Consider the following 12,314-nt stretch of genomic DNA (forward strand, 5'->3'; position numbering starts at 1 on the left):
CCGGGGATCGGTACGGAGCGGCCCACATGCCGGACAGGTGCCGGACTTCCTGGCCCGCGGCCTTCTCGGACTAGCCCGCGGCCTTCTCGAACTCCGGCTTCCGCCGGTTGGTGATCTCCGGGTTCCGGGTCTTGAGTACGGCCCAGCCGATCCCCAGCGCGGCGGCCCATCCGGCCATCACGTACAGACAGACGCGGGAGTCGGCGTCGTAGGCGATCAGGCAGGTCACGAAGAGCAGGAACACGATGGCGATCCAGCTGCCGACCGAGCCGCCCGGCGCCGGGAAGGAGGAGGCGGGCAGCCGGCCGGCCACGACCTCGCGGCGGTAGCGCACATGGCTGACCAGGATCATCAGCCAGGTCCAGATGCCCGCCGCGGTCGCGACGGAGACGACGTAACCGAAGGCCTTCTCCGGCACGACGTAGTTCAGCACCACGCCGATGCCCATGAAGAGCACCGAGACCGTGATGGCCAGCGCCGGCGTGCGGGTGACGGAGAGCTTGTTGAAGGCCTTCGGTGCCTCGCCGCTGTCGGCCAGGGTGCGCAGCATGCGGCCCGTGGAGTACATGCCGGAGTTGCAGGAGGACAGCGCCGCGGTGAGGACGACGAAGTTCACGATGCCGGCGCCCGCCGGGATGCCGATGACGGCGAATGCCTTGACGAAGGGGCTGACGCCGGCCGCGAACTCGGTCCACTTCACCACGCACAGGATGACGGTGAGGGCGCCGACGTAGAAGAGACCGATGCGCCAGGGCAGGGTGTTGATCGCCTTGGGGAGGGTCTTCTCGGGGTTCTCGGACTCACCGGCGGTCACGCCGACCAGTTCGACGGCGAGGTAGGCGAACATCACTCCCTGCAGGGTCATCAGGGAGGAGCCGACGCCCTTGGGGAAGAAGCCGTCGAAGGCCCAGAGGTTGGAGACCGCGGCGGTGTCGCCGGCCGCGCTGAAGCCGAAGGTGAGGACGCCGAGGCCGATCACGATCATGCCGATGAGGGCGGTGACCTTGATCATCGAGAACCAGAACTCGATCTCGCCGAACAGCTTCACCGAGATCAGGTTGGCCACGAACAGCACGACCAGGAAGACCAGGGCCGTCGTCCACTGGGGGATGGCGGGGAACCAGTAGTTGACGTAGATCGCGGCGGCGGTGAGTTCGGCCATGCCGGTGACGACCCACAGCAGCCAGTACGTCCAGCCGGTGAAGTAGCCGAAGAACGGGCCGAGGAATTCCCGGGAGTACTCCGCGAAGGAACCGGAGACCGGGCGGTAGAGGAGCAGCTCGCCGAGTGCCCGCATGATGAAGAAGATGATCACGCCGGCGACGGCGTACATCAGGATGAGGCTCGGACCGGCCTTGGCGATGTTCGCCCCGGCGTTGAGGAAGAGGCCGACGCCGATGGCGCCGCCGATCGCGATCATCTGGACCTGGCGGCTGCCGAGTCCGCGCTCGTACCCCTCTTCGGAGGTCTTCCCCGAGCCTGGGTCCGTGCCTGTGTCGACCTGAGCGGAGGTCATGTCTGTGGTGCGCCTTTCTCCATACCGACCCGGGCCTTCGTCGGCCGCGGACCGGATCTCGATCCCCCCGGATTGATGGAGTGGTGCCTGGCCGGCGGTTGCCGGCTCGGTGGCGCACCCGGCGGAACATACGGGTGGTGTTCGCCGGGCGGTCGTGAAGATTTATCACGACCGCAAGGTTGATCACCTGCGCGACATATGGCGCAGGTCACAGGAAGAAGCGGACAAACCGCGCCCGGAATGAGCGAAAGCCGTCAGCGCGGTGACGTGATCGTTATTCGGATTTGAGCGTCCTCTGAGCGAACACATCACCCTCAAGAACGGGCACGAAACCGTCACATCTCACGGCATAAGGGTGGTCACGAGGGTCTCCTGGAGACCGCCCAGCCACAGATATGCCATCACCATCGGCTTACGGGGGTCCTCGTCCGGGAGCCGGTAGAGGAGGTCGGTGTCCTCCTCGTCGGTGATGTCGAGACGGGAGCCGATCGCGAGCCGCAGGTCGTTGAGGGCGCCGAGCCACTGCTGGGACTCACCGGTCGACAGCTTGAGGACCGCCCCGCCCTCGCCCGCGGAGTTCAGCGCGTCCAGGGAGCGCACCACCGCGAGGGCGTTCTCGCGCTTGCCGGTCCGCAGGTCGTTCTCGGTGTAGCGGCGGAACTCCGAGGAGTACGCCCGCTGCTCCTCGGCCTCCTCGGCCTGGGGCGTGCCCTCGGGGTCGCTGTAGGCGTCCGGGAACAGCCGCTTGAGTACCGGGTCGGACGGCGGCTCGCTCGGGCCGTCCGCGAAGAGCTCGGCGAGGGGGTCGTCGGGGGCGTCCTCGGCGGGGCCCGGGCCGATGAGTTCCAGGAGCTGGACGGCCAGCGACCGGATGATGGAGATCTCGACGTCGTCGAGCGCGACGGCCGCGCCGCCGCCGGGGAGCGGTTCGAAGGTTCCTGGCATCAGGGGCTATCGCTACTTCCGGTCCTGCGGGCGGGGGCGGGCTATTTCCGGTCCTGCGGGCGGGGGTGGGTCATTTCCGGTCCTGCTGGAGCGTGGCCCACAGGCCGTAGCCGTGCATGGCCTGCACATCGCGCTCCATCTCCTCGCGGGATCCGCTGGAGACAACCGCCCGGCCCTTGTGGTGGACGTCCATCATCAGCTTCGTGGCCTTGTCCTTCGAGTAGCCGAAGTACGACTGGAAGACGTAGGTCACGTAGCTCATGAGGTTGACCGGGTCGTTGTGGACGATCGTGACCCAGGGGACGTCCGGCTCGGGGACGGCGAAGACCTCTTCCGCCGACTCGGTGCGTTCGATCTCTACGGGAGCGGGTGACGTCACACGCCCCATGCTGCCACGCACAGCATAAATCGTCACACTGACGCGAATGGGGGTACCATCCTCGTCATGAACACAGCGGACCTTGGGCTGCCGGTGGACGTTCCCTCGACGGCGCTCTTCACGGACCAGTACGAGCTCACGATGCTGCAGGCCGCACTGAAGGCGGGTACCGCCGAGCGGCGCAGCGTCTTCGAGGTCTTCACCCGGCGACTGCCGGAAGGGCGGCGCTACGGCGTCGTCGCGGGCACCGGCCGGGTGCTGGACGCGGTGGAGAACTTCCGTTTCGACGCGGACGTCCTCGGCTTCCTGCGGGAGCGGAACATCGTGGACGAGGAGACCCTGGACTGGCTCGCCTCCTATCGCTTCGGCGGCGACATCTGGGGCTACCCGGAGGGCGAGGTGTACTTCCCGGGCTCGCCGATCATGCGGGTGGAGGGCTCCTTCGCCGAGTGCGTGCTCCTGGAGACCGTCATCCTGTCGATCCTCAACCACGACTCCGCGATAGCCGCGGCCGCCTCCCGGATGTCCTCGGCCGCGGGCGACCGGCCGCTGATCGAGATGGGTGCCCGCCGCACCCACGAGCTGTCCGCCGTGGCAGCCGCCCGGGCCGCCTACGTCGGCGGCTTCGCCACCACCTCCGACCTCGCGGCCGGCTTCCGCTACGGCATCCCCACCGTGGGCACCTCCGCCCACGCCTTCACCCTGCTGCACGACCACGAGCGGGACGCCTTCCGGGCCCAGGTGGACTCGCTGGGCCGGGGCACCACCCTGCTCGTCGACACCTACGACGTCACCGAGGCCGTCCGTACGGCCGTCGAGGTCGCCGGGCCCGAGCTGGGGGCCGTGCGCATCGACTCCGGCGATCTGCTCCTCGTCGCGCACCGGGTGCGCCAGCAGCTGGACGAGCTGGGCGCGAAGGGCACCCGGATCATCGTCACCTCCGACCTCGACGAGTACGCCATCGCCTCGCTGGCCGTGGCCCCGGTGGACGCGTACGGCGTCGGCACCCAGCTGGTGACCGGGTCCGGGCATCCGACCGCCTCGATGGTCTACAAGCTGGTCGCGCGCGCCGAGTCGGACGATCCGAAGGCGCCGCTGATCCCGGTCGCGAAGAAGTCGTCCGGGGGCAAGACCTCGATCGGCGGCCGCAAGTGGGCGGCCCGGCGGCTGGACGCGGAGGGGATCGCGGAGGCCGAGGTCGTGGGCACGGGAGCGGTTCCGCCGGCGCTCGCGGACCGGCAGCTGCTGGTGGAGCTGGTCAAGGGCGGCGAGGTCCTCGCGCGGGAGCCGCTGGACGTCGTACGGGACCGGCATGCCGCCGCCCGGGCCAACCTGCCGCTGTCCGCGACCCAGCTGTCGCGCGGGGAACCGGTCCTTCCGACGGAGTATGTCCAGGGGCGCTCGGGTAGCTAATGCGGGTGCGCCCTCCCGCGGTGCCGCCGAAGTCTCTAGGCTCGTAAGTTCACCAACAGTCGAAGGACACCCACATGCGCCGCGCCTTGATCGTCGTTGACGTACAGAACGACTTCTGCGAGGGAGGCAGCCTCGCGGTGGCCGGCGGTGCCGACGTGGCCGCCGCCGTCACCGAGCTGATCGGGCAGGCGGCGGGCTCCGGCTACCAGCATGTGGTGGCCACCCGCGACCACCACATCGCACCCGGCGGCCACTTCGCGGACAACCCCGACTTCGTGCACTCCTGGCCCGCGCACTGCGTCGCCGGGACCGAGGGGGTGGGGTTCCACCCGAACTTCGCGCCGGCCGTCGCCTCCGGGGCGATCGACGCGGTCTTCGACAAGGGCGCGTACGCCGCGGCCTACAGCGGGTTCGAGGGGGCCGACGAGAACGGCGTGACGCTGACCGACTGGCTGCGGGCCCGGGAGGTCTCCGAGGTCGACGTCGTCGGGATCGCCACAGACCACTGCGTACGGGCCACCGCGCTGGACGCGGCCCGGGAGGGTTTCCGTACGCACGTCCTCCTCGACCTCACCGCCGGAGTCGCCGAGGCGACGACCGAGCGGGCGATCGAGGAGATGCGGGAGGCGGGCGTGGAGCTGTCCGGGAAGCCGGTCGTCTAGGCCCTGCCGGCCCCGGGCACAGGCGGTCAGGCCGGTGCCGTCGGCCTCCTCAGCAGTGACCTGATCGGATGCCACAGCTCCTGGGCCAGCTCGGGACCGCCCAGGACAGCGTTGTCAGGGGCCGTACGCCATATCAGGCCGTCCGGGTGGTGCAGTACGGCCGTGATCTCGTCCGGAGTGGGGGGCGCGCCGTTGCCGCGCAGGTACACCGCGCGCAGGCCCAGGTTGCGCAGCCTGGTCAGGGCGCGCGCCCGGTTCTGGGCGTGGACGAGTACCCGCACGCTGCCGCAGCCGTCGGTCGGCGGGCGGGGCAGGTTCAGCGCCACCACCACCCTGCCGTTCGGCAGCTTGCAGAAACCTCCTGCGGCCATGCGGTCACACCCCCGTGTGCGTCGGTGTCAATAAGGGAGCCACAGGACGCACCTAAACACGATCGGCGGCAACCCGCCAGGGGTTGCCGCCGATACGCTTCTGACCTGCAGTTTTACTTCTTCTTGGCCGAAGGTCCGACCTGGAGCGTGATCGTCGAGCCGCTCAGGGGCTCCTTGACGATCTTGATCCGGGTGTCGGTGTCAGTGATTTTGACGCCGGCGAACGGGTTCGACGTGTCGTAGTAGCTCGACGTGCCGTCGTCGAAGACCGGGACGCCCGGCTTGGACTTGATCTTCGTCGGGACGTCGGCCAGGTGGAGCGTGACCGCGTCCGTCGGGTACCAGCTGAAGGTGGAGTCGTAGGCCTGGATGCGGTTGCGCATCAGCGTGCCGTCGGACCACTTCAGCGCGGTCGGGTGGGAGTCGACCGGCAGGATCAGGCCCTCGCCGGGGTGCTGGCTGGTGTTGTCGTCGGCCTGGGAGGTGTCCCACTTCCAGATCAACAGGCCGTTCTGGTAGGCGTAGTGCTCCACCCAGGCCGGACGGGTCGTCGAGAAGCCGTAGTTGTACGGGCCGACCTTCAACACCTTGTCGTACGACACGTATTGGCGGTTCTCGGCGAGGTAGTACTGCGCGTAGTCGTCCGTGATCGAGGCGCCGATGCGCGAGAAGCCGTTCGCGGTCCAGGCGGTGTCCGCCGTCTCGGCGTTGTCGGAGAGCAGGGTCGCGCCGTCGGCGGTCACCGTGATCTCGTCGGCCGTGAAGCCCTTCTGGGCGACTCCGCCGTCGGTCTGGTAGCGGAAGCGCAGCTGGATCTTCTGGCCCGCGTAGGCGTTCAGCGGGAAGGTCAGCTTCTGGTGGGCGTCGACCGTGCCGGTGAGGGCGGGCTTGCCGCTGCCGTCCTTCGGGATGGCGGTGCCGTCGGCCAGAGTGCCGTCGATCGGCGTCCAGTTGGCGCCGTCGGTGGAGACCTCGGTGTAGAGGTAGTCGTAGTCCTGCTCGATGTCCCACCAGCCGTCGAGGGTCAGCGCCGCCGAGGACTTGCCGGTCAGGTCGAGCGGGCGGGTCAGGGTGTTGCGCAGGTCGTTGCCGCTGCCGCTCCACCACTGGGTGGCGCCCTGGGCCGGGGTGACCACCGGGGTGGTGACCGTCTTCTGCGGCAGCTGGACCACGAGCGCCTGCGGGTTCTTGGTGTTGTACTCCGCGACGCCCAGCTTGTGGCTGGAACGCTTGCCGGCGTTGGCCACGTCGTAGTCGAGCCAGCCCAGTTGGAGCTTGTCCCAGGCGTTCATGTCGCCGGGCAGGTCACCGATGGAGTCCTTGCCGGTGCCGAGCCAGGAGCCGGAGGACATCAACGTCCAGAAACCGGTGGAGTTCTCGCCGGCGCCGGAGGTGTCGTACTCGTCGGGCAGGCCGAGGTCGTGGCCGTACTCGTGGGCGAAGACGCCGAGTCCGCCGTTCTCCGGCTGGATGGTGTAGTCGCCGACCCAGATGCCGGTGTCGCCGATCTGGGTGCCGCCGAGCTTGTTGGTGTCCGGGCCGGTGGAGCCGGCGTCGGTACCGAAGGCGTACCAGCGGTGGGCCCAGATGGCGTCCTCGCCCTGGGCGCCGCCGCCCGCGGACTCGTCCTCGCCGGCGTGCACGATCTGGAAGTGGTCGATGTAGCCGTCGGGCTCGTTGAAGTTGCCGTCGCCGTCGAAGTCGTAGCGGTCCCACTGGTCGAACTCGGCCAGTTCCGCCCTGATTTCGGCGGCCGTGTCACCGGCGGCCTCGCGCTCGGCGACCCAGGCGTTGACGCCGTCCTGGACGGCGTACCAGGCGCCGGTGGCGGCGTCGTTGGAGCCGTAACGGGCCTCGTTGTAGGGGACCTTGACCCAGTCGGTCACTTCGCCCTCGACCGAGTAGCGGCCCGAGGACTGCTTCTCGTAGTACTTCTTCAGCGACTCGGTCTTCTTGCCGGTGCCGAAGTAGAGGTCCTGGAAGTGTGCCTGGTTGTAGTCCGCCTGCCAGGCCGTGCTGTTGTCCTGCTTGCGGTCCGGCTGCGCTATCTGGTTGTGCAGCGGGCCGACCGTGCCGCCGTAGCGGGGGTCGACCTGGTCGCCGAACTCCACCAGGATGGTGAAGATCTTGTCGGTCTTCTCACGGCCGAGTTCGACGTACTTGCTGTCGCCCTTGCGGCTCTTGAGCTCGACCACCTGGGAGCCGTTGCGGTTCTTCACCGTGGCGTTCCCGGATATGACCTGGTCGAGCGCCTCCTGGCGCTGCGCTTCCCTGGTCTTGGTCAGCGGGCCGTCGAAGTCGTGCTCCCTGGCCTTCGCCGGCTGCGGGTCGTTCCGGTCGACCGCGGAAGCCTTGGTGGACGTGGTGTCCGCGGCCTGTGCCACGGCGAATGTCGAGAACGTGGCCGAGGCGGCCGCGAGGGCGACGATCGTCGCCGCCGTTCTGAACGTCCAGGATCTGTCAGTCACTTGAGCCCCTCTGCTATCAGGCAGTGACCGATATTTGACTAAAGGTTGGGGAGAAAAGACAGATCTTGACTTGGACCCGTCAATTGCATTATTGGGAGCCGGTGTTCGTATTGCGGACACGTGACCGCAACACGACAGGCGCGCACAGCCGTCCACTTGATGGACGTCATGACTCCGTGCGCCCCCTGTGCTCCGGCACTGTTGGTTAGGTCACGCTTACTGTTCGTTCCACTCGGGCACACAGGCGATTAGAGTCGATTGGCGGAACGCCCGGGTGTCGGCGGAATGCCAGGCCGACGCCCCCCGTGGACCCCCAATTCCGAGGACACGATTGACATGCCGCGTCCGACCGCCGCACAGATCACCTACGGTTCGATGACCGTCATCTTCTCGACGCTCGCCATGCTGCTGCTGTCACAGACGAGTTCGGCCGTGGGGACCGCGGTCATCGCCGTCTCGGCGCTCGCCCTCGGCCTGTTGGTCGCCCTGACGGTGCCGAAGCCCAAGCCCCGGGTCGTGGCGGTGAACAGGCCCGCCGAGCACCCAGCGGAAGCGCCCGTACCTGCCGTGGCCACGAGCTCCAAGACCGCGGCCTGAACCCCGCGTTCACCGAGCCGGGCGCGCCGGTTCGTCCCCCGGTCCGCCGGGGCGAGGCGGGGCGCCCGTCACGTTCGCCGGCGGTCGTCGGCGGCTCGGCGGTCCCGGCCGTGCGGGGCCCCAAGGCACGCCACAGACCCTGCCGTCACGTCGCGACACGGGCGCGCCAGTCGTCCGCGGGTCGCCGGGGCGAGGCAGGGCACCCGTAACGTTCGCCATCCGCTTCGACGGGCGGCTCGTCGGTCCAGGCCGTGCAGGGCCTCAAGAAACGGCCCAGGCCCCGCCCTCACGCCCCGGCACGGGCGCGCCGGTCGTCCCCGGGTTCGCCCAGGCGAGGCAGGGCACCCGTCGCGTTCGCCGTCCGGCTCGCCGGTCCAGGCCCTGCGGGGGCCCCAAGGCACGGCTCAAGTCCCGCCGTCACGTCCCGACATGGGCGCGCCGGTCGTCCCCCGGGTTCGCCGGGGTGGGCGCCCGTCGTGTTCGGCGTAGGTTCGTCGGCGGCTCGGCGGTCCAGGCCCTGCGGGGCCCCAAGACACGGCCCAGGCCCCGCCCTCACGCCCCGGCACGGGCGCGCCAGTCGCCCCCGGGTTCGCCCGGGCGAGGCAGGGCGCCCGTCGCGTTCGCGGTCCGGTTCGCCGGCGGCTCGCCGGTCCGAGTCGTACGGGTCCCCAAGGCATGGCCCAGGCCCCGCCGTCACATCCCGGCCGCTCGCCCGGATCAGGTGGTGCTGACCACCACCGTCTTCGCCGCCTTGTCGTGCAGGCCCTGTTTGTAGGGCTTGTCGAAGTAGCTCCAGCCGCCCGCGATGGCGGTCCAGATGCAGGCGCAGCAGAAGGCGAACGGGATCCACAGCACCGCCGAGCGGATCAGCGTGGTCTGGGTGGAGGGCGTGGAGCCGTTGTCGAGGTCGGCCACCCGCATGCCGAGCCACTTCTTGCCGAGCGTCTGCCCGGACCGGCTGATCATGATCGTGTCGTAGGCGATGTAGAGCACCGCGGCGAGCGCCGACTGGGCGAGCGACTTGCCGTACTGCATGTCGTCGCTGTTCACGTCGAACTCGCTGACCCCGACGCCCAGGGTGATCAGCCACACGACGACGCCCACCATGATCATGTCGATGATCCGGGCGAGTGTACGCCGGCCGCTGGGTGCCAGCGGTGGCATGCCGGCCAGCGGGTCGGCAGGGCCACCGCCGTACGGGTCACCGCCGCCTTGGGGACCCCCGCCGTACGGCGGCGGCGTGCTGTACGGCGATCCCGAGCCCTCGGCGGGCGGGGGCTGTTTCCTGAACGGGTCGTCATCCGGCGGCTGCTGTCCGGAGCCGGGGGGCGGTTCACTGCTCATGGCCCGAGTCGACCGCGAACCCCCCGGCTCCGCATCCGGCGAGCGGCCGTCCGGAGTACCGAATCCCGTACGCCGTTCGCGGGACCGGCTCAGCCCGCCACGAACGTATGCGCCGCCTTGTCGTGCCAGCACTGGCGCCACGGCCGGTCGAACAGACACCAGGCGACGCCCACGAGCCCGATACCGAGCAGGCCCGGCACGCTGTAGACCAGCCAGCGGCGCAGGGCACCGGCGAAGGACGGGGGCTCGTGGCCCTCGATGTCCCGCACCTCCAGGCCGAGCAGCTTCTTGCCGAGGGTGCGGCCCCATTTGGCGGTGGGCAGCGCCTCGTACAGCGCACCGGCGACGAGGAGCACGGCGACCACGATGCCGAGGTACACCGACGTGGTGCCGTCCAGCAGCCAGACCGTCACGGTCTCGCCGGACAGCTTGGCCGCGTCGACCTTGTCGTTGATGTGGTCGGCCGCCTTGGTGCCGAGAGGAACGGCGGCGACGGCGGTCACCGCGCCGACGACGAGGGTGTCGAGAAGGCGTGCGGCCAGGCGCTTGCCGAGGCCGGCGGGTCTGGCGGAGGCCTGGCGGCGGGCGGCCGCCTGGAAGATGTCCTCGACCGGCGGCTTCCAGGGGGCGGGCTGCTCCTCGTCGGGCCCGGCCAGACGGTGCACCTGCTGGGCCCAGGAGGGCTGACCGCCACCGGGGCCCGCGCTCATCGGGGTGGCGGGGGGCTGGGCTCCCGCGGTCTGCTGAGGGCCGTTCTGCTGGGGGACGCCTTGCTGGGGTACGCCCTGCTGTCCGGCGCCCTGCTGGGGCACACCCGGAGGGGCCGTCTGCGGGCCGGAGGCGGGGGCGGACTGCTGGGGCCCGGAGAGGGGGGCGGCAGCGGGGCCCTGAGGCCCTGCGGCACCGGTCGCCCCGGCGCGCTCGGCGGCGGCCTTGCCGGCACCGAAGCCGGGGCCCTGAGGGCCGGTGGGGGCGACAGCACCGTCTGCTGCGGGCCGGCCGCCCGCAGCGCCGGTCGGGCCCGAGTACGCGGGGCCCGGTGTGCTTCCGCTCTGCGCCCCGGAACCCCCGCCCTGCTGCGCCGTGCGCGGGGAGAGCGCGCGGAACTTCATGGTCCCGTCGTCGGACTGCTGGGCCGCTCCCGCTCCCCCGGACCCGGCCGTGGGCCGGCGGAAGACACGGGTGCCGCCGTCCTCGTCCGGCTCGGCGGGCGGGATCGTCGCGGTGCCGTCGGCACGGGCCGCGTGCCCGTCCGGCCGGTCCGGGGAGGAACCGTCGGCGGGCCGTCCGGCGCCGGCCACCCTCGGGTCGACGGCGCCCTGCGGAGCACCCTGCTGCGGTACGCCGTGCCGCGCACCCTGGGGCCCGCCCGCCCCGCCCTGCTGAGGTCCCCCTTGCTGCGGAACGCCCGGAGGCGACCCCTGCTGAGCCTGCGCGGCCGTCTGCGGGGACCCCCACGACACCCGGCGGTCCTGGTCGCCGCCGAAGCCGCCCTGGTGGGTCCGGTCGGCGCCCCACGCGGACGCGGGTTCGGGTCGGCTGCCGTGCTGGGTGTCGGGGTGCGGTGCTTCCTCGGCCGGGTCCTCGTCGAAGAAGTGCGGGCCCGTCTCCTCCACCGGAGCGGATGCGGGGCCGCCGCCCGCCGGTGGCCCGAGCGGTTCGCCGGCCGCGGGGGCGGGACGGCTGGTGCCCGGTACCCAGGAGGAACCGTTCCAGTAACGGACATATCCAGGAATGGACGGGTCCGGGTAATAGCCCTCGCGGGGCCTGTCGTCACCGGGTGCCGGGGTTGGGGCGCTCATGTCCGTCGTCCCGTATCTGCTCGGGGGTCAATAGAGGGGGCTCCACATCTATCAGACCGGCGCAAGACCCACCGCCAGTCCCACCGGACCCACTCCTTTTGAGCACGACCTGACACCGGCCGTGATACCGGCCTCGACAGCGGTCGCGCCACCGGCCGTGACGCCCACCGCGACACGGCCGGAAAAAAGTTCGCCGAACCCGCGTAATGATCCCGGCCCTCCCCCCTCTCCACTCGTACGGGCCCGCCGCAGGGCCCGGACGAGAGCCGAGAGAGGAACGAACGCCATGCACCGCACGGTGGTAGAGCGCGAACTGGAGCTCAGACTCATCCTGTCGCCCGAGCGCAGCATCCCGGTCCCGGCCCGGCTGGACTACCGCAGCGACGACCCCTTCGCCGTCCACGTCACCTTCCACATCGGTACGGACCACCCCGTCCACTGGACCTTCGCCCGCGAACTCCTCGTGGAGGGGGTGTTCCGTCCGTGCGGGCACGGAGACGTGCGGGTGTGGCCGACGAAGGTCGCGGGCCGCAGTGTCGTCCTGATGGCGCTGAGCTCCCCCGGCGGCGACGCCCTTCTGGAGGCCCCGGCCGCGCAGGTCTCGTCCTGGCTGGAGCGCACGCTGAGGGTGGTCCCCCCGGGCTCCGAGGCGGAGCAGCTCGGGATCGACGACGGCCTCGCCGAGCTGCTGGCCCCGACCCCGGCCGACGACCTGTGGCTGGGCGATCCGTGGCCGGGCGACGCATCGGCGGACGAGGGGGAGTGAGCGACCGCAACCATCAATTGAGGAACCACAACGGCGACCAGCCAGGTCCGC

11 protein-coding genes are annotated in these 12,314 nt (G+C 70.4%); 4 read left to right on the top strand and 7 right to left on the bottom strand.

Translation table 11 applies throughout. From position 1 onward, the window contains the following. Positions 1-70: 70 nt before the first annotated feature. The 3 genes from BFN33_RS40820 to clpS form a co-directional block, all read right to left on the bottom strand. Complete coding sequence (locus BFN33_RS40820; RefSeq protein ID WP_069765278.1) at positions 71-1,516, bottom strand: amino acid permease; 1,446 nt, start codon at positions 1,514-1,516, stop codon at positions 71-73. Between the two features lie 342 nt (positions 1,517-1,858). Beyond that, the gene (locus BFN33_RS40825; protein WP_069765279.1) at positions 1,859-2,461 is read right to left on the bottom strand and encodes a DUF2017 domain-containing protein; all 603 of its coding nucleotides are present in this window, start codon (positions 2,459-2,461) and stop codon (positions 1,859-1,861) included. A 70-nt stretch (positions 2,462-2,531) separates the two neighbouring features. Beyond that, positions 2,532-2,849 carry an ATP-dependent Clp protease adapter ClpS gene (gene clpS / locus BFN33_RS40830; protein ID WP_069765280.1) on the bottom strand — a complete coding sequence of 106 codons (318 nt, stop codon included), beginning with the start codon at positions 2,847-2,849 and terminating at the stop codon, positions 2,532-2,534. Positions 2,850-2,906: 57 nt separating this feature from the next. Here clpS and BFN33_RS40835 point away from each other — a divergent pair, with 57 nt between their 5' ends. Beyond that, the gene (locus tag BFN33_RS40835; protein ID WP_069765281.1) at positions 2,907-4,253 is read left to right on the top strand and encodes a nicotinate phosphoribosyltransferase; all 1,347 of its coding nucleotides are present in this window, start codon (positions 2,907-2,909) and stop codon (positions 4,251-4,253) included. 74 nt (positions 4,254-4,327) lie between these two features. Further along, positions 4,328-4,915 (top strand): isochorismatase family protein, encoded by a 588-nt coding sequence (locus BFN33_RS40840; protein ID WP_069765282.1) that lies wholly within the window; start codon positions 4,328-4,330, stop codon positions 4,913-4,915. A 26-nt stretch (positions 4,916-4,941) separates the two neighbouring features. Here BFN33_RS40840 and BFN33_RS40845 read toward each other — a convergent pair whose 3' ends face one another. Then, positions 4,942-5,286 carry a hypothetical protein gene (locus BFN33_RS40845; protein ID WP_069765283.1) on the bottom strand — a complete coding sequence of 115 codons (345 nt, stop codon included), beginning with the start codon at positions 5,284-5,286 and terminating at the stop codon, positions 4,942-4,944. 113 nt (positions 5,287-5,399) lie between these two features. Continuing rightward, entirely contained in the window at positions 5,400-7,754 is a 2,355-nt protein-coding gene (locus BFN33_RS40850) for an immune inhibitor A domain-containing protein (protein WP_069765284.1), read from the bottom strand. Between the two features lie 336 nt (positions 7,755-8,090). Here BFN33_RS40850 and BFN33_RS40855 point away from each other — a divergent pair, with 336 nt between their 5' ends. After that, complete coding sequence (locus BFN33_RS40855; protein ID WP_069765285.1) at positions 8,091-8,351, top strand: hypothetical protein; 261 nt, start codon at positions 8,091-8,093, stop codon at positions 8,349-8,351. A gap of 717 nt (positions 8,352-9,068) precedes the next feature. On the opposite strand, the gene BFN33_RS40860 is transcribed toward BFN33_RS40855, so the two are convergent. Both BFN33_RS40860 and BFN33_RS40865 read right to left on the bottom strand, forming a co-directional pair. Continuing rightward, positions 9,069-9,695 carry an RDD family protein gene (locus BFN33_RS40860; protein ID WP_069765286.1) on the bottom strand — a complete coding sequence of 209 codons (627 nt, stop codon included), beginning with the start codon at positions 9,693-9,695 and terminating at the stop codon, positions 9,069-9,071. An 89-nt stretch (positions 9,696-9,784) separates the two neighbouring features. Beyond that, a complete protein-coding gene (locus BFN33_RS40865) occupies positions 9,785-11,497 on the bottom strand; it encodes an RDD family protein (protein WP_069765287.1) in 1,713 nt (570 codons plus the stop codon). Between the two features lie 286 nt (positions 11,498-11,783). Between BFN33_RS40865 and BFN33_RS40870 the strand changes: the two genes are divergently transcribed. After that, positions 11,784-12,263, top strand: a complete 480-nt coding sequence (locus BFN33_RS40870) for an SsgA family sporulation/cell division regulator (RefSeq protein ID WP_069765288.1) — start codon at positions 11,784-11,786, stop codon at positions 12,261-12,263. The last annotated feature ends 51 nt before the right edge of the window (positions 12,264-12,314 follow it).

This window comes from Streptomyces sp. LUP47B (genome assembly GCF_001746295.1).
Classification (GTDB): Bacteria; Actinomycetota; Actinomycetes; order Streptomycetales; family Streptomycetaceae; genus Streptomyces.

Coding starts and splice junctions, on each gene's coding strand:
- BFN33_RS40820 (WP_069765278.1), bottom strand. CDS start 1,516: ATGACCTCCGCTCAGGTCGACACAGGCACGGACCCAGGCTCGGGGAAG.
- BFN33_RS40825 (WP_069765279.1), bottom strand. CDS start 2,461: ATGCCAGGAACCTTCGAACCGCTCCCCGGCGGCGGCGCGGCCGTCGCG.
- clpS (WP_069765280.1), bottom strand. CDS start 2,849: ATGGGGCGTGTGACGTCACCCGCTCCCGTAGAGATCGAACGCACCGAG.
- BFN33_RS40835 (WP_069765281.1), top strand. CDS start 2,907: ATGAACACAGCGGACCTTGGGCTGCCGGTGGACGTTCCCTCGACGGCG.
- BFN33_RS40840 (WP_069765282.1), top strand. CDS start 4,328: ATGCGCCGCGCCTTGATCGTCGTTGACGTACAGAACGACTTCTGCGAG.
- BFN33_RS40845 (WP_069765283.1), bottom strand. CDS start 5,286: ATGGCCGCAGGAGGTTTCTGCAAGCTGCCGAACGGCAGGGTGGTGGTG.
- BFN33_RS40855 (WP_069765285.1), top strand. CDS start 8,091: ATGCCGCGTCCGACCGCCGCACAGATCACCTACGGTTCGATGACCGTC.
- BFN33_RS40860 (WP_069765286.1), bottom strand. CDS start 9,695: ATGAGCAGTGAACCGCCCCCCGGCTCCGGACAGCAGCCGCCGGATGAC.
- BFN33_RS40865 (WP_069765287.1), bottom strand. CDS start 11,497: ATGAGCGCCCCAACCCCGGCACCCGGTGACGACAGGCCCCGCGAGGGC.
- BFN33_RS40870 (WP_069765288.1), top strand. CDS start 11,784: ATGCACCGCACGGTGGTAGAGCGCGAACTGGAGCTCAGACTCATCCTG.